Origin of the sequence: Dolichospermum sp. UHCC 0260 (assembly GCF_009711985.1) — a bacterium.
Lineage (GTDB): Bacteria > Cyanobacteriota > Cyanobacteriia > Cyanobacteriales > Nostocaceae > Dolichospermum > Dolichospermum lemmermannii.
On record NZ_VIKZ01000009.1, the window covers coordinates 102,569 to 123,558 of the forward strand.

At 38.4% G+C, this 20,990-nt stretch carries 25 protein-coding genes; 8 read left to right on the plus strand and 17 right to left on the minus strand.

The window, feature by feature from the left end; genetic code table 11:
• Positions 1-63: 63 nt before the first annotated feature.
• The 3 genes from FJR08_RS06000 to cofH form a co-directional block, all read right to left on the minus strand.
• Positions 64-714 carry a DUF3386 domain-containing protein gene (locus FJR08_RS06000; RefSeq protein WP_015079342.1) on the minus strand — a complete coding sequence of 217 codons (651 nt, stop codon included), beginning with the start codon at positions 712-714 and terminating at the stop codon, positions 64-66.
• Between the two features lie 168 nt (positions 715-882).
• A complete protein-coding gene (gene psb27 / locus FJR08_RS06005) occupies positions 883-1,290 on the minus strand; it encodes a photosystem II protein Psb27 (protein WP_015079341.1) in 408 nt (135 codons plus the stop codon).
• Positions 1,291-1,429: 139 nt separating this feature from the next.
• Positions 1,430-2,572: a 7,8-didemethyl-8-hydroxy-5-deazariboflavin synthase subunit CofH gene (cofH, locus tag FJR08_RS06010; protein ID WP_168632536.1), complete on the minus strand. Its 1,143-nt coding sequence runs from the start codon at positions 2,570-2,572 to the stop codon at positions 1,430-1,432.
• A 686-nt stretch (positions 2,573-3,258) separates the two neighbouring features.
• Between cofH and FJR08_RS23125 the strand changes: the two genes are divergently transcribed.
• Entirely contained in the window at positions 3,259-3,567 is a 309-nt protein-coding gene (locus FJR08_RS23125) for a hypothetical protein (RefSeq protein WP_217357484.1), read from the plus strand.
• A 271-nt stretch (positions 3,568-3,838) separates the two neighbouring features.
• On the opposite strand, the gene FJR08_RS06015 is transcribed toward FJR08_RS23125, so the two are convergent.
• Both FJR08_RS06015 and FJR08_RS06020 read right to left on the minus strand, forming a co-directional pair.
• Positions 3,839-4,438: a hypothetical protein gene (locus FJR08_RS06015; RefSeq protein ID WP_168632537.1), complete on the minus strand. Its 600-nt coding sequence runs from the start codon at positions 4,436-4,438 to the stop codon at positions 3,839-3,841.
• Between the two features lie 235 nt (positions 4,439-4,673).
• Positions 4,674-4,934 (minus strand): hypothetical protein, encoded by a 261-nt coding sequence (locus FJR08_RS06020; RefSeq protein WP_168632457.1) that lies wholly within the window; start codon positions 4,932-4,934, stop codon positions 4,674-4,676.
• 76 nt (positions 4,935-5,010) lie between these two features.
• Here FJR08_RS06020 and FJR08_RS06025 point away from each other — a divergent pair, with 76 nt between their 5' ends.
• Positions 5,011-6,246, plus strand: a complete 1,236-nt coding sequence (locus FJR08_RS06025; protein ID WP_168632538.1) for a glycosyltransferase family 2 protein — start codon at positions 5,011-5,013, stop codon at positions 6,244-6,246.
• 30 nt (positions 6,247-6,276) lie between these two features.
• Here the strand turns inward: FJR08_RS06025 and FJR08_RS06030 are convergent, their stop codons facing one another.
• The 3 genes from FJR08_RS06030 to FJR08_RS06040 all read right to left on the minus strand — a co-directional run bounded on the left by FJR08_RS06030 (position 6,277) and on the right by FJR08_RS06040 (position 9,554).
• Complete coding sequence (locus FJR08_RS06030) at positions 6,277-6,561, minus strand: hypothetical protein (protein WP_015079334.1); 285 nt, start codon at positions 6,559-6,561, stop codon at positions 6,277-6,279.
• Positions 6,562-6,686: 125 nt separating this feature from the next.
• Positions 6,687-9,287 (minus strand): cation-translocating P-type ATPase, encoded by a 2,601-nt coding sequence (locus FJR08_RS06035; RefSeq protein WP_168632539.1) that lies wholly within the window; start codon positions 9,285-9,287, stop codon positions 6,687-6,689.
• Positions 9,288-9,416: 129 nt separating this feature from the next.
• Positions 9,417-9,554 (minus strand): ATP-binding protein, encoded by a 138-nt coding sequence (locus FJR08_RS06040; protein ID WP_168632540.1) that lies wholly within the window; start codon positions 9,552-9,554, stop codon positions 9,417-9,419.
• A 98-nt stretch (positions 9,555-9,652) separates the two neighbouring features.
• Here FJR08_RS06040 and FJR08_RS06045 point away from each other — a divergent pair, with 98 nt between their 5' ends.
• On the plus strand, positions 9,653-10,078 hold the full coding sequence (locus FJR08_RS06045; protein ID WP_168632541.1) for a DUF4363 domain-containing protein: 426 nt from the start codon (positions 9,653-9,655) through the stop codon (positions 10,076-10,078).
• Between the two features lie 101 nt (positions 10,079-10,179).
• Here the strand turns inward: FJR08_RS06045 and FJR08_RS06050 are convergent, their stop codons facing one another.
• Both FJR08_RS06050 and FJR08_RS06055 read right to left on the minus strand, forming a co-directional pair.
• Positions 10,180-10,734 (minus strand): 3'-5' exonuclease, encoded by a 555-nt coding sequence (locus tag FJR08_RS06050; protein ID WP_168632542.1) that lies wholly within the window; start codon positions 10,732-10,734, stop codon positions 10,180-10,182.
• 75 nt (positions 10,735-10,809) lie between these two features.
• Positions 10,810-11,250, minus strand: a complete 441-nt coding sequence (locus FJR08_RS06055; protein WP_148761832.1) for a hypothetical protein — start codon at positions 11,248-11,250, stop codon at positions 10,810-10,812.
• A 101-nt stretch (positions 11,251-11,351) separates the two neighbouring features.
• On the opposite strand from FJR08_RS06055, the gene petN reads away from it, so the two are divergent.
• Positions 11,352-11,438: a cytochrome b6-f complex subunit PetN gene (petN, locus tag FJR08_RS06060; RefSeq protein WP_013189847.1), complete on the plus strand. Its 87-nt coding sequence runs from the start codon at positions 11,352-11,354 to the stop codon at positions 11,436-11,438.
• A gap of 7 nt (positions 11,439-11,445) precedes the next feature.
• Entirely contained in the window at positions 11,446-11,607 is a 162-nt protein-coding gene (locus FJR08_RS06065) for a hypothetical protein (RefSeq protein ID WP_015079329.1), read from the plus strand.
• Between the two features lie 477 nt (positions 11,608-12,084).
• Here the strand turns inward: FJR08_RS06065 and FJR08_RS06070 are convergent, their stop codons facing one another.
• From FJR08_RS06070 to FJR08_RS06080, 3 genes are all read right to left on the minus strand, one after another.
• Positions 12,085-12,327: a DUF4327 family protein gene (locus FJR08_RS06070; RefSeq protein ID WP_015079328.1), complete on the minus strand. Its 243-nt coding sequence runs from the start codon at positions 12,325-12,327 to the stop codon at positions 12,085-12,087.
• Positions 12,328-12,837: 510 nt separating this feature from the next.
• Positions 12,838-13,236 (minus strand): 30S ribosome-binding factor RbfA, encoded by a 399-nt coding sequence (rbfA, locus tag FJR08_RS06075; protein WP_168632543.1) that lies wholly within the window; start codon positions 13,234-13,236, stop codon positions 12,838-12,840.
• Positions 13,237-13,361: 125 nt separating this feature from the next.
• Positions 13,362-13,568 carry a DUF751 family protein gene (locus tag FJR08_RS06080; RefSeq protein ID WP_015079326.1) on the minus strand — a complete coding sequence of 69 codons (207 nt, stop codon included), beginning with the start codon at positions 13,566-13,568 and terminating at the stop codon, positions 13,362-13,364.
• A 65-nt stretch (positions 13,569-13,633) separates the two neighbouring features.
• On the opposite strand from FJR08_RS06080, the gene FJR08_RS06085 reads away from it, so the two are divergent.
• Positions 13,634-14,470 carry a DNA adenine methylase gene (locus FJR08_RS06085; protein WP_168632544.1) on the plus strand — a complete coding sequence of 279 codons (837 nt, stop codon included), beginning with the start codon at positions 13,634-13,636 and terminating at the stop codon, positions 14,468-14,470.
• Positions 14,471-14,764: 294 nt separating this feature from the next.
• On the opposite strand, the gene FJR08_RS06090 is transcribed toward FJR08_RS06085, so the two are convergent.
• The gene (locus FJR08_RS06090) at positions 14,765-15,985 is read right to left on the minus strand and encodes a HetZ-related protein (RefSeq protein ID WP_015079324.1); all 1,221 of its coding nucleotides are present in this window, start codon (positions 15,983-15,985) and stop codon (positions 14,765-14,767) included.
• A gap of 415 nt (positions 15,986-16,400) precedes the next feature.
• Positions 16,401-17,060, minus strand: coding sequence for an L-threonylcarbamoyladenylate synthase (locus FJR08_RS06095; protein WP_041458287.1), 660 nt, complete (start codon positions 17,058-17,060; stop codon positions 16,401-16,403).
• Between the two features lie 198 nt (positions 17,061-17,258).
• Here FJR08_RS06095 and larC point away from each other — a divergent pair, with 198 nt between their 5' ends.
• Together larC and FJR08_RS06110 are read left to right on the plus strand one after the other, a co-directional pair.
• Positions 17,259-18,530, plus strand: coding sequence for a nickel pincer cofactor biosynthesis protein LarC (larC, locus tag FJR08_RS06105; protein WP_015079322.1), 1,272 nt, complete (start codon positions 17,259-17,261; stop codon positions 18,528-18,530).
• Between the two features lie 66 nt (positions 18,531-18,596).
• Positions 18,597-19,508 (plus strand): YbhN family protein, encoded by a 912-nt coding sequence (locus tag FJR08_RS06110; RefSeq protein WP_168632545.1) that lies wholly within the window; start codon positions 18,597-18,599, stop codon positions 19,506-19,508.
• A gap of 269 nt (positions 19,509-19,777) precedes the next feature.
• Here the strand turns inward: FJR08_RS06110 and FJR08_RS06115 are convergent, their stop codons facing one another.
• Complete coding sequence (locus tag FJR08_RS06115; protein WP_168632546.1) at positions 19,778-19,966, minus strand: hypothetical protein; 189 nt, start codon at positions 19,964-19,966, stop codon at positions 19,778-19,780.
• A 262-nt stretch (positions 19,967-20,228) separates the two neighbouring features.
• A complete protein-coding gene (locus FJR08_RS06120) occupies positions 20,229-20,411 on the minus strand; it encodes a class IIb bacteriocin, lactobin A/cerein 7B family (RefSeq protein WP_168632547.1) in 183 nt (60 codons plus the stop codon).
• Positions 20,412-20,990: the final 579 nt, after the last annotated feature.

Genomic DNA, 20,990 nt, shown 5'->3' on the forward strand with positions numbered 1-20,990 from the left:
GTTGCAAAAGAATATTTTTCTCCCCTGCCTCTTGCCTCTTGCCTCTTGCCTCTTGCCTCTTGCCTATTCCAGTAGCTGAATATGGGAATAAACAAACTCAGTAATTGATTGAGGAGTTGTAGTTTTTCCATCTTCATATTCTGCGACCACCTGCTTCGTTAAAATGTAATGATTACCAAATTTTTGATATGTATCTGTAAATTTGAGAATGCTATTAATATCACCTGTATGCGAGTTACGAAAAACCACATCATAAGCAGAAGGGATATAACCGGAGTCTGTATCTAGGAATTCCCCAGAATTAATCTCCAAAGCCATCCGACTCATTACCCGAACTTCCTGATATATTTTTTGGTTACGGATTTGATAGTGAGAATCAGTATTTTCACTTTTTACAAAAACCGTAACTGCATCTTTTTCGGCTATTTCACCCAAACTAAACTCATGTTGACGGTAAAAACTTTGAAAATCGCTTCTTTGACAGCGGGTAATTATTTCCTGTAACTGAATATCAATTCCGGCTTCTATTTGTTTATCTGCAACTCCTGTAATTTCTACATTCAAGTTACGATTAATCTGAATTTTACCAGTATAAACTTCATCTTCCTGTAACAGTTGCACATCGGCAGCATAACCAGGAAAGTGTTCATCCCAAGTGTAACGACTTTCATAAGCAGTTTGAAATAAAATTTCTGCTGTTGACTGAATTGCCATATCACCACTTTGACTGCGCTTTTCTAACAGTTTAATTCAAGATAACTAAAGTTGGGGATCTTTGGGTTTGTGAGATCCCCTGATTCGCATTCCGACTTTGTTAATTCCTGCTTTCAAGGAAGTTTGTATTTAATTGTAGTTATTAAAAAACAATCCTTGAAAAATAGATTAAGCACCACGTCGTAACGATGCTTCTACTTGTTTAAATTCTGCATCTAGACGTTTTTTCAGCTTTTCAGGAACGGGACGATTAGGATAAGAACTGTAGTGTCCTGCAAGGGAATTTAGGGCTGTTCGCATAGTTGTAAAAGAGCCAAGAGTTGCAACAGAAGTATTCCGCTGGTAGCGAGCCGAAAAGTCATTGATTTTTAGACGGGCTTCTGCTTGAAGGGCGGCTTTATCGGGAGAATCTTGTGGTAATTCTAGGGCTTGTTTCAAAGTATTGACTACAGCTAAGGTATCTTGACGATAATCCCCAGTTAAACTATCTGGACTACCACCACCACAGCCAACCAAACCGACAACTAACACTAAAACTAGAGAAAGCAGACGCGACCAATAGCTTTTCATAAGCATTAAGTAAAAAAACAAGTAAATCAAAATCCATCCTATCTTGGATTGGTATATGGGGGATAGGAGTTAAAACTTAAAACTTCAAGAAAACTCCTACCCATTACCAATCACCCATTACCAATCACCCATTACCAATCACCCATTACCAATCACCCATTACCCGATACAAAGTATCCCGTTGTTGGTAAGGTCTTTCTAAAGATGCGATCGCCCTTTGTAAAGTTTCCACTTCCATACAAGTCCCACCCACAGCCCCGGCCATGGTGGTAATGTGTTCTTCCATTAACGTGCCACCGATATCATTACAACCCCAATTTAAGGCTTCTGTAGCACCATCTAGCCCTAATTTTACCCAGCTTGGTTGATGATTAGGGATATAATTTCCGAGATAAATTCTGGCTACAGCCGTTAATAACAGGGAATCAGCGAGAACTGGTTGATCTCTTCCTACCCGACGACGTAAGGATTTGGGGGCTTCTTGTCCCACAAAAGGTAAGACAATAAATTCGGTGATTCTCGCAGGATATCCTGTTTCAATGGCGGTTTGTTGGAGCGATCGCAATTTTTCTAAATGGCCAATTTGCTGTTCTGGAGTTTCAATATGTCCAGATAACATTGTGCTGGTAGTAGGTACACCTAATTGATGGGCTGTACTGACAATTTCTAGCCAAGTCTCTGTATTAATCTTTTCTGGACACAATACCCGTCTCACGTCATCATCTAACACTTCTGCGGCTGTTCCGGGCATAGAACCGACACCAGCATCTCGCAAAGCTGTAATCACATCTGTATAAGAAATTCCATCTAATCTGGCAATAAATTGGACTTCTTGGGGCGAAAAAGCGTGTAAATGTAAGTGAGGAAATTCGTCCTTAATGGTTTTTACCAGTTTGAGATAATAGGGTAAAGACTTACCATTAATTTGCGCTTGTGGGTGTAATCCCCCTTGCATACATATTTCCGTTGCTCCTCGACGCACTGCATCTGTAGCTTTTTCCAAAATCTGCGCCGAATTTAACCAGTAAGCATCTGGATCACCGTCATCCCGGCGGAAAGCACAAAAACTGCAATGTTGCTCACAAATGTTAGTAAAATTAATATTTCGGTTAATAACGTAAGTAACCGTATTTCCAGCCTGTTTTTGCCTTAATTTATCCGCTGTAACCTGAATTTGTGTAACTGCGTCTGGAGTGGTCTGTTTTAATAAAAAAACCGCATCATCCGGGGTTATATCTTTATCTGTTAAAGCAGACTCAAGAATAGAATCAACAGTTATATTAGTCATTGGTGATCAATCAAATATAAAAGACTTATTTAAGTTTCATAATAAATTGAAATTTGCAACCTTTAAATATTATTTGGGTGCGGCTCTTTTAGGAAGACGGGAGAGGAGGTCAAACAACCATTGGTATTGGTGGTGGAGTAGTAGAGCAACGAGCGTGAGAGATACCTTTAAGCAAAAGAATGCCACCTTGATATACAGCTAAACGCTTCAGAATCTCTGAGCTTTATATTGTCGATAAGCTGGATATTTATCACAAGTGGGGAATTTAGCGATCGCTTCTTAGTGTGATTTTTGAAGGAATCACTTGAGGGGGAATTAGTGAGTAGTCGAAAATCGCCCTTATTTATTCTCAATAAGGGTGAGTATCTATTATTTTTGAACCTAATATCAAGGATTTAGGGCTTTATTATTGTCAATAAGCTGGATATTTATCGCCAGTGGGGGATATGGCAGGGCTGTTTCATTCCCTCAAAGGTGCATAATGTCAAGGTTTTATTTTAGCGATTGCGCTCTGCGTCCCTACTTGTTTTGTTGCTAGATGTTATCTTATGATGTTATCCAACTCCGGTAACCCGCACTTACTTTCTCTCCTGTTGATTCATCGGGTTTTATCCTCTTTTTTTTGGTACAGTATTGATGTAATTAATTCTGTCCAGGTACTTACTTGTTTTTTATAGGACTAAACAATGAGATTTAATCAATTTAATCCTTTCGATTACCTTCCAGTGTTTAAATCAATTGGCTTTAATCTATTTAATCTTTTCGATTACCTTCCAGTGCTTAAGTCAAAGAAGTCCCCTTTGTTAGCTTTTTTTATAGGTGGTTTATTTGGTTTTCTGGGATGTAGTATATACTTCCAGACACTTGAAGACTTACTTATACCCTTGGCAGGTAGTATTGTACTACTAATACCTGTGGTTACTCTTGTTGCCATTCCTTTTATCACAGCCCTCTATGGATATTTCCGAGTGGTAAATTCAAATAATCGGTTATAGTATGGACGTGAAATGAGTCAAATGAGTCTTTCTAAGAGGTTGTTTGAAAAGTATTGTTACTAACCCACATTCTGAATCCCAATCCTGTAATATTTATATATTACAGGATTGGGGTTAATGGTTGTTGAATGGCGATAGCTTCGCTTGCCGTAGGCATTGATGGACTTTGACCGATATTTTTTGACCTCAATATAATTATTGTTTCTATCCTAATTAGAAAACATCCCCATTATTTTAGAGCGTGGAGTGCAGCACCGAGGGAGGTCAAATTTCAACCCAATACTCCTTGACACAAAATACCTAAAATCTTGTTTAACTCCTGAATATAATAATTATTCAAATCAATAAATATATCAGTCCCTTCCAACTTTAAGAATTTCCATATATCTCCTGTTGTCACAGCCCCATAAATAGTTTTAATTTCATTACCTTCCTGTTCATTAAACAACTGTGCTGCTAACATTGCTGCTGCACATTGACCCAAACCACCTTTAATATTTTCATTTTTAGCTTCTACAATAATTAGCACAGGAGCATTAATTGTTAACTGTTCCCTAGAACGACTGATAACAAAATCACAATAACCATTTAAACCTCTCTCAATATCAACATTAAAATCTGTACCAGAAAATAAACTAATTTTATAATTAGCTTTACGTCTAACTTCTAATAAAATTGGCGTAATAATCATTTCTGAGCGGGCTTTTTCCGTATTTATTGCTAACGCGAGTTCTGTAGTTTCTTCCAAAGTGTTAATTAACTTTTCACTGATTTCTATAGGTTCTACAGTCGCAAATAAATCAGCTTCTTCATCAATTGTAATGTTAAAATTTTTCTTAAACTTAGTTAAGCTAAAATCACTATAAGCCATTGCTCTTACCTAATTATTTTCAACAGTTTATCTAAAATTTAAAACTTCTTTAGTTATAGCAGTATACTTTTCACCGAATAGGTGCATCTTTACCCTTGGAGGATGTTTGAAAAGTTTTTAATGTACAAACAAACCCCTCTCCAAACCTCTCCCCTAAGCGGGGAGAGGCTTTGAAACCCCCCTTCCCTCGTAGGGAAGGGGGGCTGGGGGGTTAGGTTTTTGGAGATTATCGGTTTCATCTAATACTTTTCAAACAACCTCTAACTGTTACTTTACCATTACGTACTCCCGAAGTTTTAGCTACGCTAGAATTATTTATGACAACATCAACCGGATTTTGTATTTTTAAACTAGCTTGATTAAATTTGGGTACGGCTCTTTTAGGAAGACCGGAGAGGAGGTCAAACAACCATTGGTATTGGTGGTGGAGTAGTAGAGCAACGAGCTTGAGAGACACCTTTGAGCAAAGGAAATATTGACTAATTGTTTTGATCATACTAAGTGTATGATACTCTATGGAAAATCAACCTTTATACAGACAATTTGGCAATTTAAGATTTATCACGTACCTTATGAAGACAAGCTCATCCAATTCTTTATTAACAGTTCCTATTGGTGCATTGAGGATTTCTGAATTTACACCCCAGGAAATAGCTGAAAACAATCCCATTCTCTTATCTGTAGTAATTCCTACTTATAAAGAACGTGACAATATCGAAAATGTAGTCAATATATTAAGTGGGTTATTGGATAAAGCTATTCCTGGTAATTATGAACTCATTATAGTAGATGATGATAGCCCTGACCGAACTTGGGAAATAGCACAATCTCTCATATCAGATTATCCCCAATTACGGGTCATGCGTCGTCAAGAAGAACGGGGACTATCTTCAGCCGTAATTCGTGGCTGGCAAGCGGCCACAGGGCGGGTATTAGGCGTGATTGATGGCGATTTGCAGCATCCTCCAGAAGTATTAACACAACTATTACAGAAAATCGAAGAAGGGGCTGATTTAGCCTTAGCTAGTCGTCATGTAGACGGTGGTGGTGTGAGTAGCTGGAGTGTAATTAGACGCTTTTTATCGCGGGGGGCGCAGGTATTAGGATTAGTGATTTTACCGGGAGTTTTAGGGAGAGTTAGTGACCCAATGAGTGGTTATTTTATGGTACGACGAAGTGCGATCGCTAATACCACACTTAACCCCATAGGGTACAAAATTCTTTTAGAAGTCATTGGTCGGGGACAGGTAGGAGAAATTGCCGAAGCTGGTTATGTGTTCCGCGAACGAACAGAAGGAGAAAGCAAAGTGACGTGGAAACAATATGTAGACTATATTCAACACCTAATTCGCTTACGGTTATCTACTGGAAGAATAGGAAAAATAAGTCAAAAAGTTAACTTCCCTATGGGACGATTTCTCAGATTTGGTGCAGTGGGACTTAGTGGCGTATTTGTAGATTTAACCATATTTCATATCATGCGTACCGTGATTAACATGGGTTTAACTCGCAGTACAATTTTTTCAGCCGAAGTAGCAATTCTCAATAATTTTCTTTGGAATGATTTGTGGACATTTGGGGATATTTCCCGAAAACAGACAGGAAAACGCCAGCGTTTCAAAAGATTCTGGAAGTTCAATATAGTCTGTTTAGCTGGGATAATCATCCAAACCTTAGTAGTCAATTTCCTTTTTAATAGCTTGGGTATGAATCAGTATATAGCCAAATTAATAGCGATCGCAGTTGCCACAATTTGGAACTTTTGGGTTAACCTAAAACTAAGCTGGCGAGTCACAGAAGTCAAATAAATCCATTAAGTCATCTGCGTTTATCCGCGTTTATCTGCGTTTAATTGTATTAGTCCTTTGATTAAACAAACCCGACATACTCATACCCGTCACCAACAAACCGATTAATCCAAAACCATTCAAAATCGGATAAATTGCCTGTAAATGAAAAATTTCCCCAGTATGAATTTCCAACATCAATCGAGAAGAAAGTCCAATATTAATCGGCCATTCCTTAACAACAGTAGCTAACATTCCCGTCAACACAGTTAATAAAAGTGGGACACAAACAATAATGCCAATAATCCGATGATATTTACGAAATGCTTTTTTCACAGTAATCCTCCGAAATAGAATAAAATTATTAAACGCAGATGAACGCAGATAAACGCAGATGAATTAAGAGATTATTATTACCTTTGCGCCTTTGCTCCTTTGCCTCTTTGCGCGAAACATCTTAATTATCTACGTCGCCAAACCTTCAATCCTTCAAACCACAAAATACTAAAAATCCCAGAAGTGAGACTAACTAATAAATCATCAAAATGCAGAAAAGAGAACCGGAATAAATGGCGTAACACAGGAACATAAAGCACCAGTCCCATAAACACCACACCACCACTTAATACCCACCAAAGTGCTGCATTAGGAGTGCGTAACATTTCAGGAATAGTCCGCGACCAAGAACGATTACTCAAAATCATACTCAAATTCGAGACAATTAAAGTAGTAAAAGCCAAAGCGCGAGCATCAAATTCTCCATGTCCAGAGTAAAAAGCCACACCAAATACAACCACCAGCACCACCAACACACCTACCCCTTGCAGCAGTGCTAATTTCAAAGTCCGACGGCTGAATAATGACTCTCTAGGATTGCGGGGTGGACGGTTCATGATATTGCTTTCTTCTGGTTCAGCCTCAAATACTACAGTACAAGCCGGGTCAATAATTAAATGTAAAAAAGCAATGTGAATCGGCAGTAGCACCAGCGGCCAGTGAAATATTACCGGAATCAAGGACATTCCCGCAATCGGAATGTGAACCGCCAAAGTATAAGCCATCCCTTTTTTGAGGTTATCAAATACTCGTCGTCCCAGCCTCACAGATTGGACAATGGCAGAAAAATCATCATCTAACAAAACTAAATCCGCAGCTTCACGGGCAACATCTGTACCCCTTTCCCCCATAGCAATACCGATATTTGCGGCTTTCAAAGCTGGGGCATCATTGACACCATCTCCAGTCATAGCCACGATTTCACCGCAGCGTTTGAGGGCGTTCACAATCAGTAATTTTTGTTCGGGAACAACCCGCGCGAAGATATTCACGGTTTGAATGCGAGACAGTAATTCACCTTCTGGCATTGTTTCCAGTTCTGCCCCGGTAATTACTTCTGTGGCGGGTTTTAGACCGATTTGGCGGGCAATATTTTGGGCTGTGGCAGGATAATCACCTGTAATCATTACTACCCGAATACCAGCAGTGTAACATTCGGCAATAGCTGGGGCAACAGTTGGGCGCACGGGGTCAGCCATGCCTAGCATTCCTAAAAAGGCAAATTCAAAGTCATGTTGGGCTTCAGGAAGAGATTTGAGGGTTTTATTTTTTTGATGTTGGCCAATGACTTTGGCTACACCTAAAACACGCAAACCAGCAGCAGCCATTTTATTAATTTGTTGTTCTAAATTTTGCCTTTGTTGGGTGTTAAAATGACAAAGATCAGCGATCGCTTCGGGCGCTCCTTTGGTAGCAACTACTAACTTATCTTCTGGAGATTGCCACACACAGGACATGGCTAATAATTGACCGGTGAGGGGATATTCCCGCAGTATTTCCCAATCTTGATGTAAATGTTCGGTTCTGGCTAAATAGTCATCACCAACCTGTTTCAAGGCTTTTTCCATGGGGTCGAAAGGGTCTTTGCGACTGGCTAAAATCCCAAATTCGATTAATTCATGAAAAGTTTCCGGCAGGGCTTCTCTTTCATGGAGAGCAACATCGTAAAATTGCGGTATTAATGTTGTGGGCTGATATACAAATAATTGCTGCACTGACATCCGATTAAAAGTCAGCGTTCCGGTTTTATCTACACAGAGAACGGTCGCAGAACCCAGTGTTTCTACTACGGGAACACGCCGAGTTAACACCCTAGCCTGGGAAAATCTCCAAGCACCTAAAGCCAGGAAAATTGCCAAGACCACAGGAATTTCATTCGGCAAAATCGCCATTGCCAGCGCCAAACCTGCTAAAATTCCTTGTAGCCAATCGTTTCTAGTTGCACCGTAAATAACGATGACAGCCACGCAAATAGCGATCGCTACAAAGGTCAATTTACTGACAATTTTTCGAGTTTCCCGTTGCAAAACCGTGTCCTCCTGTTCCACAGTTTGCAAGGCTTTCCCAATTTTACCCATTTCCGTCTGCATACCTGTGGCATAGACTTGGGCAATTCCCTGACCTTGAACTATCAACGTTCCCGAATAGACAAAAGGCAGATCTTCACCACCAGGACGGTGCTGGGTGGCTGTTCTCATGATATTTTCTAAATCGGTGCTATCTTCTACTGATTGCTTGCGAACAGGTAAAGATTCACCGGTTAATAGAGACTCATCCACGCTCAAATGGGTAGACCACATCACCACAGCATCCGCAGGAACTCTATCACCCTCTGACAAAACAATCACATCTTCTCGAACTACTTCCCGTCCCGCAATCCGTTGACGTTCACCATCACGAATCACCAATGCACGGGGACTAGAAAGATCCCGTAATGCTTCCAGGGATTTTTCTGTTTTTTGTTCTTGGTATAAGTTGATGCCGACAATAAAAAAGATGAAACCTAACAAAATCAACGCTTCCTGAGCATCACCCAAAAACAAGTAAATGATACCACAACCTAATAACAGGAGAAAAATTGGCTCTTTGAAGATTTCTAAGGCAATTTCCCAGATTTGACGATGTTTGCTAGATGGTAACTCATTATATCCTTCTTGTGTTAGGCGATCACCTGCGGTTAATGCAGATAACCCCGTAATAGATTGGAGTGCAATTTTATGAGTCATGATAAAAGTTTTGTTTTCACGTCCACGTAGCGTGCAGAGTACATATAGCGATCGCCAAAAAATCCCCAAAATTTATCTTAAAAATCTCTTAAAACTGTTATTCTGAGCAGAGCGTTCCCACTCATAGGCTTATGACCATGCTGCACTATTAGAGGCGACACCAATACCAGTATCCGCCACTTCCATAACTACAAAATCATCCCATTTAACGATTTTTATCCTGACCAGACCATCATTAGATGGATATTGCAAAGTATTTCCTAGCAAATTGCCACGTTGTCCTTTCCGAGTTTTTTACCTTTGCTGTTTTATCATGGGAAATATTAGAGCGGTACAAATAAAAATATCCATTAGGAGTTAACAGTATGAAAAGTTTCAAACCGATGTTAATTATTGCAAGTATCAGCTTACTGACTTTAGTAGGTTGTAACAAACCCGAACAAGCTGCCACTGAAACTACCCCAGCTACAACTTCCAATTCTACAGAAAAAGTCCCAGGACAAAAATCCACAGCGGGTAATACAGGTTTACTCGCTGTAGTCTCCAAAACAAAAACCGCAGTTAAAGCTGGCAATTTTGTTCAAGCCAAAAAAGAATTTGACAAATTTGAAGATGCTTGGAAAGAAGTAGAAGACGGAATCAAAGCTAAATCTCGTAATAATTATGACGCTGTAGAAAAAAGTATGGATGAAATTTCAGGAGAATTCAAAGCTGCTAAACCTCAAAAAGACAAGTTATTAGCATCATTACAGTCATTAGAAAAAACTATTAATGCTATTTCCAAGTCTTAATAAAATCTCAAATGCAATAATTTTGAATGGGACAACATTTAAATAAAATCTGTTTTCTGTAGGGTGGGTAATGCCCACCATTATTGCTTAAATGTCTTGGATTAGTCACTTTTTTGAGTAGTTTGCATATAACGGTAAATCGCTGCTATATTCCGAGCATCATCAATACCTCGATGATGTGTACCTTGTAATTCCATTCCTAAATGTTCCAAAGCTTGTGCCATACCAAACTTATCAGATACACCTAAATATTCAGAAAATTCCGTTTTAATATTTCTATGTTCTGCACCAAAAGGATAAGGAATATGATGGAATTTACAATCTTGTAAAAATTGCGATTTATCGTAATTACCCCAAGAACAAAATATATTATTAGGAAATAAATTCATCCAATCAGTTAATTTTGACATCACTTCTGGGAAACTTTGTGCTGCGTCAACTTGTTGCTGAGAAATACTAGTCAATTCTGTGCAAAAAGCTGTAAGTTGAGGATTTCTCACAGGTTTAATAAATTGTTGAAACTCATCATCAATTTCCCAAGTTTGACGATTTAGTATTACCGCACCAATTTCAATAATTTCCATCTGATGACGGGGAATGCTCTTTTGATGACAACAAGTAGCTTCAAGATCAATGATCAAAAAGTAGTGATTCATAGGTAATTGGTAAATTTATTATATCCCCGACTTCTTTGAGAAGTCGGGGATATTATTTTTATGTTATTTACAAATTCATGAAAAAGGTTTGAGCCATTTTCGTAAAATAGCAATATCTAAAGCAAAAGCAGCAAAGGCAAACCACAATATACTTTCTCCTGCTAAGATTAAAAAAGGCAAAACCGGATTATTTATATGCCAACCAACTTCTATTTGAGTTAAACCTCGCACCAAACCAAAAGCCCAAACTCCACCAGTTTTCAGATGAGAATTGGTATCTACGCGGATAATATAGCGATAGGTGACACCAAATAGAAACCCAGAAAACCCGGCGATAACACCATTTAATAATATCTGTAAATTCACTATATCAATTTTATCATAACTAACCAAGGGAAAATACTTATCCAGCCATAAAACATTAATAAAGCTAGTGCTAAGGAAAGCTAAACCTAAAGATACGCTACCAATTGCTCCCGCTTTGAGAGATTCTAACCGTTCTGCCATTAATTCCATAATTTTTCTAACTCTCCTACCAATATAGTTAATGAATCCACTGCGTTTTCCCAGTATGATGAATATTAGAGCCGTTTTGTAATTATTTGAAAAGTAGAACTATGATTTTGACACTGGGTTGGGTATCGCTGTTAGTTGTGTTTACTTGGTCTATTTCTATGGTAGTTTGGGGACGCAACGGACTATAGAGGCATCGTGGAAAGTCCATTTTTGGGTATTTTAGCCGTATTTGGTGTAGTGCTGCTAGTAGGAGTCACTGGTGGTGTTGTTTATCTAACATTAGCAGATTGGCGCGATCGCCGTCGTCTCGAAGACGAAACCCGCGAAGCCCGACGTAGCACTAGCAAGCGAAAATGATTCTCTTACAGCTGACGTATAGCTGTATTTTGCGTTAAAAAGTGTTTATGTAGGGATAACAGCTATTCGTATCCCTACATAATCTATATTTATTGTTAAAGCAGATATCCAGGGAATAAATTCCCTGTCTAATAGCCAAAGTCGGTTAAAACCGACTAATAATAATTCTCTCTCTTCCTCTTTGCGCCTTAGAGGTTGTTTGAAAAGTATTATATGAAACCCATAATCTCCAAAAACCTAACCCCCCTGCCCCCCTTCCCTACAAGGGAATGGGGGTTTCAAAGCCTCTCCCCGCGTCGGGGAGAGGTTTGGAGAGGGGTTTATTTATACATTAAAAACTTTTCAAACATCCTCTTAGCGCCTCTGCGCGAAATAAAATTAATTAAGTAAAATAGAAAAAAATATACCTGTCTATAGCCAAAAACTACAAACAAGTACAATTAAAAATAACAGTAGTTTATTAAAAAAACAAAATTATTAGTCGTTATCCCACTCTTCGCGTCCGATTAAATCACCAATGCGATCGCGGAGTAAAAAATCACATTTCTCTAATTCACATTCTACACAAACCCACTCTCTAGCTGGAATGAACTGGCAAAGTGTATATATTGGCTGTTGACGGCCAACCATTCCCCTTTCCACCAGTCGGCGTGCTTCGTCCTGAATAACATTCAGAGAGTAGTAATTGTAATTGATAGAAGGCACCGTATTCACACTCATGGTTTTTTTCTCACAAAATTACATCAAAAATACATTTAGATAGCGTTCCTGTTATGCACGAGGAACAAAGATGGCAATAATTAAACCTGTGTTCAGGGTTTTGTAGTTTGCTATACGGAACTATTATCATTTTGACGCTATACACCTCTAAATTATCTAAAGAAATGTTAAGTTTGTCAAGAAAGCGTGACATTCATGGTAATTGAATTTGATATTCCTAAGATAACAGCAGTTAAGTTTACTAATCAAACCTAGATATTTCTATTTTTAACATTTTTTAACATTAATTTGTATAAAAACTATTAAAGTTATACTAGATTTGCTATGACGTTAACTGTATTAGTATATATAGGCTTATGGCGTTTGACCTCTACCCTAAGACACAGGATTTGCAATACCCATAATTCTCTAAAAATAGGGAATCAAGGCATTGCCCATTATCCCCATCTAGATGGTTTTAACAAGCAACAAGTTCCAGATTTATGGATATTTTGGGAAACTTTAGATCAATCATTCGGTAATCTCTTCTGCTCCCTCATCCATACTTGACAATGTCCGTTTTTGCTCCAGTTGATTTAACAAACTCAGCACTTTAGTACCTCGTTCTATAGAACGATCTTCCACAAAAATTACTTCTGGAGTCCGTCTTAATCTGACCCTAGAGCCAAGCTCACTGCGAACGTAACCTGTAGCTGACTTTAAACCAGCCATTGTTTCCGTCTTCGCTTCCTCAGTTCCATAGATGCTTACAAAGATGGTAGCGTGTTGTAGATCCCCAGAAACATCCACATCAGTAACACTGACCATTCCCATACCCACACGGTCATCTTTAATACCGTTGAATAGCATTTGGCTAACTTCCCGTTTAATTAATTCAGCAACGCGGGAAACGCGGCGATTTGTAGCCATATAAATTCCGCCTTCTCACAGAGGTTTAATAACATGATTCTAAATGCAAATTAGAGTGGACGGTGCTTGAGGTGATAAAATCAACAGCAACAGTCCAATAAGCTCAACTCTTTTTTAGTTCTAGTTTAGATTGGATTCAATCCCAGCATAGCCCGCACGGTAAGCGTTACGAAAAAAAGACCACCGGCAAAAAAGCCTAAAATAGCAATCAGCGTCACAGGACGTTTCAAGAATGGAAACAGCGGCTCAAGGGTGTTTAGAAAAATACCCAAGACGATACTAATCAAGTACCGAGGGTAGCGAAAGACGTTATCCCAAAATCCATCAAACATTTGAATTTAGACTGCCTTATTATAAACTTTATTGATTAGTTAGTTTTTAGTTTAATCGTAAGTAGATGGTAAGTCAAATCCCTAAACAAACTTACCCACGGCCATTTTTAAAGTGGGCTGGGGGTAAGACTAGATTAATTTCGCAATATAAAGACTATTTTCCTCAGCATTATCAGACTTATTATGAACCATTTTTAGGTGGGGGAGCAGTTTTTTTCTATTTGCAACCATCCAAAGCAGTTTTAACTGATATTAATGCAGATTTGATTCTTACTTATCGGTGCGTTAGAGATGATCTTGAGGACTTAATAACTTTGCTGCAAGCACATAAGCAAAGACATAATTCAGATTATTATTATGATGTGAGAAATTCTTATACTGGGACAGATTTAGAAAAAGCGGCTCGGTTTATTTATCTGAATAAAACTTGTTTTAATGGACTTTATCGGGTTAATTCTCAGGGTAAATTTAATGTCCCTGTGGGAAAATATAAAAATCCTGGTATTTGTCAAGAAGAAATTTTGAAAGTGGCATCGGTCGCACTCAAGAAGGTAGAAATTAAACAAGCTAATTTTGAGGAAGTGCTAAATTATGCAACTGGTAGTAATGAATTTGTTTATTTTGATCCTCCCTATTATCCTCTAAATAAAACTAGCAATTTTACAGCTTATAGTAATTTTTGTTTTGACGAGAATCAGCAAATCAAACTCAGAGATATTTTTATTAAATTAGCTAATAAAGGTGTAAAGGTCATGCTATCTAATTCAGATTGTCCATTTATTCGTGATCTTTATAGTGATTTTAATATTCACACCATATCAGCAGCGAGGTCAATTAATTCTAATGCTCAAAAGCGAGGGAAAATTACTGAAGTATTAGTAACTTCTTATAAAAAATTGTAGGTTGGGTAGAACGAAGTAAAACCCAACATTCTTAAAAACGGTGAAACCCAACATTCTTAAAAACGGTGAAACCCAACATTGTTAAAATGGTAAAACCCAACATTGTTAAAAACAGTGAAATCCAACATTGTTAAAAACAGTGAAATCCAACATTCTAAAAACAGTGAAACCCAACATTGTTAAAAACGGTAAAACCCAACATTGTTAAAAACGGTAAAACCCAACATTCTAAAATCTAACATTTCCATAAAAATGTTGGGTTTCCTTGCGTCAACCCAACCTACGGAATTGACTTTAATTGTTTTTAGCTTCAGCATGACCGTTACGAATAGACCATGCTAATTCCAACATTTGTGTCCAGCGTTTTTGGAGTTGTTTAGGAGTACATTGAACAGCTTTAGAAATAAGTAGATCACTTTGACAGGCAGTTTTTAATTCAAAAATTTGCTGTTGCTGTGGTGTAAGTTGATGCCAAAAAATATCCCATTGCTGGGAAGATAAACCTAACTTATGTTCTAAACCAGCACCTAACCATTGATGAACTAATTGCCATTGGTGCTGTTTGGCAAACTTCTCAACGTGATATTTAAATCTTTGCTGCAAATAATCGCGTTGACGACTAGTTAAACCCAGAATTTGATCAATTTCCGGTGCAGAAAGATCCTGGAGTTTGAGAGTCAAGTAATTCATACAATCAGATTGTCCTTGAGACTCCAGATATTTCATTAATTCGGTAATCACGCGATTGCGTTCCGACTCTTCAGAAGGGTCAAAACCAGGTTTAGCAATCATTTGCGAGCGAATTTGCTGCACTGCCACATTGCGTTGATAAGATTCTGCTTCTTCCGTTTTCGCAGAATCCACAGCCATTTCAATATCTACAGTAGTTTCTTGGGGTTGACGACGGGCAAAACCTTGAGCGCGTAAAACAATTAATTGCTGATTAGCACCACCAGGTAAATTAATCCGACGTTTGGCATATTGTTCTGTAAACGCCATATACTCAGCTACTTGTAACTGAGTCCGAGGGGTGTAATTTTCAGGTAATTCAGTTTCTCGACGAAAAGCTTTAATAGCTTCGATATAAAAAGCTTGTAAAAAATCTTCAATCAGATTGTAACGAGCCTCAAACCCTAAATCTGAGCCGGCAACAGTAACGTGACGATAAACAATTGCACCCAAGCTGCTGTGTAATTCTACCCGTCCTTGTTTAGAACCAAGTTGATAGTAACGTAAACACTTTTGTAAACGATGTCTTCCTAAAGTAATTTGCCAAGACTGAATTTGTCCTGAGTTTTGAATGCGAGAGCTTTTATCACATATCCGTTCTACTTCTTTGGCTATGCGGCCAACGACATCTTGTACACCTGAAGTGGCGGATTTAACTTGAGATTGCATCTCATGGGATAAAAGTTGCACCAATGTATCACTGGTGGGAATAGACAATTCTTCAAGAGAAATATAGCTATCAAAAGCAGATGTAGAATTAGGCAGATTGGCGATGTTAGCTTTCATGACTTTTCTATAAAATTGGTATTGCACCTTAACTCAAATGCAGATACGGTATTTAATGCCAGTCTCAGGAGGGAAAATCTTTGGAGATTTATTCCTCAAAATTCACCAACTAGATTGCTGATATGTAAATACTGTAGGAAATTTCCAAAGTTAAGGGCTTGTTAATTGTGTCGGTTTGTTTTTAGCAACTAAATCAAAGATGGCATATAAGATATTCACTGTGAGGGCAAATTGCCAAATTGCCAAAAGCCTAGTCATAGTAAGATTGGCTGATAGCCTGTATGGCGTAGCCATGATTACATGACTAAGGATGACAGCACCTGGAAGGATGACAATTTCAAAATTGGCGTAAGGTGATCATATAATTAGCGCAACGGAGTCCAAAACAAGGGGTTGCACTTGTAAAGCTTTATTCTTAAACCCAAGTAGCTACGGCTTCCCAACCTAAACCTCTCCGAATAATAACTGGTTCTTCATCGGTCAAATCTAAAATGGTAGACACTTGATATGTAGGTTCTTCGGCAGTGTCAATAATGATATCTACCAATTTATCCAAATGGTCATATAAATCTACCCTTGTCAAAATTGGTTGTTTTCCGTTCTCAACTATTTCCTGGTCTTCGTCATTTGCTCTAATATGAGCCGAAGTAGAAATAATCGGGTTTCCTAATGCTTCCATTAATGCCAAACAAACCTGATGATTTGGCACTCGAATTCCTGTGGTTTTGCGTTTGGGACTTTGTACTAGTCGTGGTACGAGTTTGGTAGCAGGGAGCAAAAATGTGTAGGGTCCTGGTATTAACCGCTTCATAATCCGGTAGGCTGTATCACTTACGGAGGCATAAGTCGCCACATTGGAGAGTGAGGGACATAAAAATGTCAGTGGTTTATCATTTGCTAACTGTTTGATTTGCCGCACTCTTTCCACCGCCGACTTGGAATTCAAATCACAACCAATTGCGTAAACTGTATCTGTAGGGTAGAGCATGATAGCGCCACCTAATAGCGCTAACTTTATTTCCTCTATTCGGCGGCTTTGAGGATTATCAGGATGAATGGTGAATATTTTGGCCATAATGATTATTGGTAATGGGTAATGATTATTGGTAATGGGTAATGGGTAATTGGTAATTGGTAATTGGTAATTGGTAATTGGTGATAGTTTTACCACTGACAACTGTACGGGCGAAGCATTTGGAGAACTATTTTTGGCAATGACCGATAATTTATCTTCCAAATGCTTCGCCCCTACTAACAACTAACAAATAAATTTATGAATAAAATCGCTTATCTTCAATGCCCAACAGGGATTTCTGGTGATATGTGCTTGGGGGCGTTAGTCAGTCTCGGTGTGCCTGTGGAGTATTTGGTGGAAAAACTCAATGGCTTGGGAATTGAGGCAGAATACCGATTACGGGCGGAATTGGTTCACCGTCAAGGTCAACAAGCGACTAAGGTTGATGTGGATTTGGTTCATCACCATCATCATCATTCTCATAATGAACATGATCACCACCACACCCGTCATTTGCCAGAAATAGAGGAGATGATTCTCAAGGGGAATTTGCCAGTGCGGGCGGAAGCTTGGAGTTTAGCTGTTTTCCGACAGTTGGCAGTGGCAGAGGGGGCTGTTCATGGCATCGCACCGGAAAAAGTTCATTTTCATGAAGTGGGGGCTGTGGATGCCATTGTGGATATTGTTGGTACTTGCTTAGGGTTGGATTGGTTGGGTATTGATTGCGATCGCTCAGGGTTGCCTTTGCTATACTGTTCTGCATTTCCAACGGGAGGTGGTACTGTTAATGCGGCACATGGAAGAATGGCTGTACCAGTACCAGCGGTGTTAAAGTTGTGGGAAATGCGGGGTTGTCCAGTTTATAGCAATGGTATTGACAGAGAATTGGTAACACCAACGGGGGCAGCGATCGCTACTACCTTAGTACAAGACTTTGGTTCTCCACCACCAATGACTATCAAACAGATAGGATTAGGGGCGGGTTCTCTAGATTTACCCATTTCTAATATACTACGGCTCTGGTACGGTGAAAATGAATCTTTACAGACTGATAACTCTGATTTAGGGGAATATTCTCCAAATCTAGAAACTATTACTGTCCTCGAAACTCAAATAGATGATTTAAATCCGCAAGTATTCGGTTATGTGTTTGAGGCTTTATTTGCTGCGGGTGCGGTGGATGTTTTTACTCAACCCATAGGGATGAAAAAGTCACGAACTGGAATTTTATTAACTGTGATTTGTCATCCTGAAAATTTAGCTAGTTGTGAGGATGTGTTATTTCGAGAAACTAGCACTTTAGGGATTCGTCGTACTACTCAAAAACGGTCATTTTTACAAAGGGAAATGCAAAAGGTGGAAACTGTTTATGGGACAATATCTGTAAAAGTTGCCTGGACAGGAAAAGCTACAGAAAAGGTGATTACTAATGTGCAGCCAGAATATGAAGATTGTGCAGAATTAGCAAGACAAAATAATATTCCTTGGCGAGAAATTCATCGGTTAGCGTTAGAAAGTTGGCACAATTAACAAGATCCCCGACTTCTTCAAGAAGTCGGGGATCTGAATATTTCTAAATATTTCAATAAATCTAAAATGAAGAAAATTGTCCGGTGGTTGATTTTAGGTGGTACGCTATTTTTTTTGTTGAAAGCATTAAAAGATAATTGGTTGGGAGTTAGTGCTATTCGGATTAGTGCAAATGGATGGTTAATATTAGTAGCTGCTACAGTTATAACTTTACTGGCACATATTTGGGCGGGTTGGATTTGGACTTGGGTACTAAAAGAGTTGAATCAATCTGTATCTGCTATTGAATTTATTCAAGTTTATTTAAAAACGAATATTGCTAAATATTTACCTGGGAATGTTTGGCATTATTACGGGCGAATTATGGCGGCTAAAAATGCTAATGTTCCTACTAATATTGCTACTTTAAGTGTTTTATTAGAACCATTATTAATGTTAGCAGCAGCTTTAATTATTATTGTTTTATTTGGTAGTGAACTTGTTGTTAATAATCTGAAATTTAATTTAATTATTCTGCAATTTTTAGCTTTAATAATTGTATTAAATATACTTCATCCCCGATTTTTAAATCCAGCTATTAAACTTTTAGATCGGTGGAAAAATAAAAAATCTAATGGAGAAAATCAATTAATTAATAGTTTTATAATTAAACATTACCCGGTAAAACCATTATTAGGGGAATTAGTTTTTCTAGGGTTGAGGTGTGCTGGATTTATTTTAACTATGTTGGCTTTAACTTCTGTAAATTGGGAGCAAATACCCTTATTAGTGGGAGCTTTTAGTTGTGCTTGGGTATTGGGGTTAATTGTTCCTGGTGCGCCTGGTGGTTTAGGAGTATTTGAAACCACAGCGATGTTACTGTTACAATATCATTTTCCGGCGGCTTTGGTGATTAGTGCGATCGCTCTTTATCGTCTCATTAGTATCTTAGCAGAAACGACCGGAGCAGCCCTAGCTTGGCTATTTGAAAGGATTTAATCAATTTTATATCTATGCTCATTTAGGAGTCACCGAGATTTGATGTTATAATTTTGGTGAAATAAAATCGGGCAAATACTAGAAGGACAATTAGAAAGGCAATGAGGGAATGAGTGAAGATATCAGGCTTGATATAAAAGTTCCCTGACAAACAAATAAGCAAAGCAAAATTTGTTCAGCCAGAGAAGTTTATAGTAAGTAAGGCTTTATATTTAAGTGAGTCAAAATATCTGTTTTTGCAAGAGTTAAATATTCCTAAATAGACAGTATTATACTAATGCTGTCGCTATGACTATCACTGCTTGAGCAGGGGTTAGACGTGCTGAACCGTTGGCAGCTAAGAATCCAGCGAGGGCGGTAGCAGCAGCAGCAGCATCACCACCACTAACAGTAGCGGATTCTTCCAAAGAGAGTTCAGTAAACAGTTCCTTATGTTCGAGATTATTAATTTTTGACATAATTGTGTTCTTCTTAATTAGGCACATCTAATCAGAAAACCAAGTAATTATTCACTCCCCTACTCTCTGAAAAGTTTCCGAAAAACTTATGAAAAAACTAATTGAGGGGTAGGGAAGTGAACATTTAAGGAGGAAATTGTCTATGGTTTTACTAAGTTTAAGGAATGCGCCCATCTCAATTTAAAGTAGAGAGTATCCGGTTGAATGTCTGGGAATTTGGGGCGCATTCTTGACCTCATTGGTGGAACAAGCTAACGGTAAGCTATAGAGATCCTTGGGCTACTGCTGTAATTGTAACTACGTCACCAGGGGCTAAGACCGGACCCTTAGCTCCCACAAACCCGGCAAGTGCGATAGCACCAGCAGGTCCTAAACCACCACTAACGTTAGCAGATTCTTCATTGGAAAGTTCGCTAAACAATTCCTTATTTTCGATAACTTGCATGATGTTTTTTCCTTAATTAACAGAATGAAGGTAAAGATCGAAGTGGCACTTTTCTCAAGCAGAAAGGTACACACGTTGCTCGGATAGTTCACAACACAAGTTAAATTTCACAGTTAAAAAGACGCTCAAAAATTTGAGAACTAGGAAACAACGTCCCGGAGGATAACTTCACTAGCAGGTGTAGTTTAGAGCCAAAGTAAAATATTTACTAATGCTCAAACTTCCTTGCCTCTTTGTGAACTTGATGGTGAACTGTCCTTACTTTCTATAACGAACTCCCAAAACAAAATATTCTAAAATTGGCAAGAAAATTTGGAAGCCTTGCTGAATAGGTGTTGAGGTTTGTGTTCAATCAATAATTGCTATATTTTTTCTGCTAAATAACTATAAAACTTATATTTTTCCTCTATCTACAGTTATAAAAAAAGATAAATTCCATTTCTACTGTTTAGACGATGTTGAATAGATTGGCATTGAGACTTAAATAGGAAGAATCGAAATAAAAATATGCGGTGATATCAAATCCGGGTAATTGCAATCATCGAATATTTTATGATGGACAAGCAGCGATCCGTCTAT

Coding starts and splice junctions, on each gene's coding strand:
- FJR08_RS06000 (WP_015079342.1), bottom strand. CDS start 714: ATGGCAATTCAGTCAACAGCAGAAATTTTATTTCAAACTGCTTATGAA.
- psb27 (WP_015079341.1), bottom strand. CDS start 1,290: ATGCTTATGAAAAGCTATTGGTCGCGTCTGCTTTCTCTAGTTTTAGTG.
- cofH (WP_168632536.1), bottom strand. CDS start 2,572: ATGACTAATATAACTGTTGATTCTATTCTTGAGTCTGCTTTAACAGAT.
- FJR08_RS23125 (WP_217357484.1), top strand. CDS start 3,259: ATGAGATTTAATCAATTTAATCCTTTCGATTACCTTCCAGTGTTTAAA.
- FJR08_RS06015 (WP_168632537.1), bottom strand. CDS start 4,438: ATGGCTTATAGTGATTTTAGCTTAACTAAGTTTAAGAAAAATTTTAAC.
- FJR08_RS06020 (WP_168632457.1), bottom strand. CDS start 4,934: ATGATCAAAACAATTAGTCAATATTTCCTTTGCTCAAAGGTGTCTCTC.
- FJR08_RS06025 (WP_168632538.1), top strand. CDS start 5,011: ATGAAGACAAGCTCATCCAATTCTTTATTAACAGTTCCTATTGGTGCA.
- FJR08_RS06035 (WP_168632539.1), bottom strand. CDS start 9,287: ATGACTCATAAAATTGCACTCCAATCTATTACGGGGTTATCTGCATTA.
- FJR08_RS06045 (WP_168632541.1), top strand. CDS start 9,653: ATGAAAAGTTTCAAACCGATGTTAATTATTGCAAGTATCAGCTTACTG.
- FJR08_RS06050 (WP_168632542.1), bottom strand. CDS start 10,734: ATGAATCACTACTTTTTGATCATTGATCTTGAAGCTACTTGTTGTCAT.
- FJR08_RS06055 (WP_148761832.1), bottom strand. CDS start 11,250: ATGGAATTAATGGCAGAACGGTTAGAATCTCTCAAAGCGGGAGCAATT.
- petN (WP_013189847.1), top strand. CDS start 11,352: ATGATTTTGACACTGGGTTGGGTATCGCTGTTAGTTGTGTTTACTTGG.
- FJR08_RS06070 (WP_015079328.1), bottom strand. CDS start 12,327: ATGAGTGTGAATACGGTGCCTTCTATCAATTACAATTACTACTCTCTG.
- rbfA (WP_168632543.1), bottom strand. CDS start 13,236: ATGGCTACAAATCGCCGCGTTTCCCGCGTTGCTGAATTAATTAAACGG.
- FJR08_RS06080 (WP_015079326.1), bottom strand. CDS start 13,568: ATGTTTGATGGATTTTGGGATAACGTCTTTCGCTACCCTCGGTACTTG.
- FJR08_RS06085 (WP_168632544.1), top strand. CDS start 13,634: ATGGTAAGTCAAATCCCTAAACAAACTTACCCACGGCCATTTTTAAAG.
- FJR08_RS06090 (WP_015079324.1), bottom strand. CDS start 15,985: ATGAAAGCTAACATCGCCAATCTGCCTAATTCTACATCTGCTTTTGAT.
- FJR08_RS06095 (WP_041458287.1), bottom strand. CDS start 17,060: ATGGCCAAAATATTCACCATTCATCCTGATAATCCTCAAAGCCGCCGA.
- larC (WP_015079322.1), top strand. CDS start 17,259: ATGAATAAAATCGCTTATCTTCAATGCCCAACAGGGATTTCTGGTGAT.
- FJR08_RS06110 (WP_168632545.1), top strand. CDS start 18,597: ATGAAGAAAATTGTCCGGTGGTTGATTTTAGGTGGTACGCTATTTTTT.
- FJR08_RS06115 (WP_168632546.1), bottom strand. CDS start 19,966: ATGTCAAAAATTAATAATCTCGAACATAAGGAACTGTTTACTGAACTC.
- FJR08_RS06120 (WP_168632547.1), bottom strand. CDS start 20,411: ATGCAAGTTATCGAAAATAAGGAATTGTTTAGCGAACTTTCCAATGAA.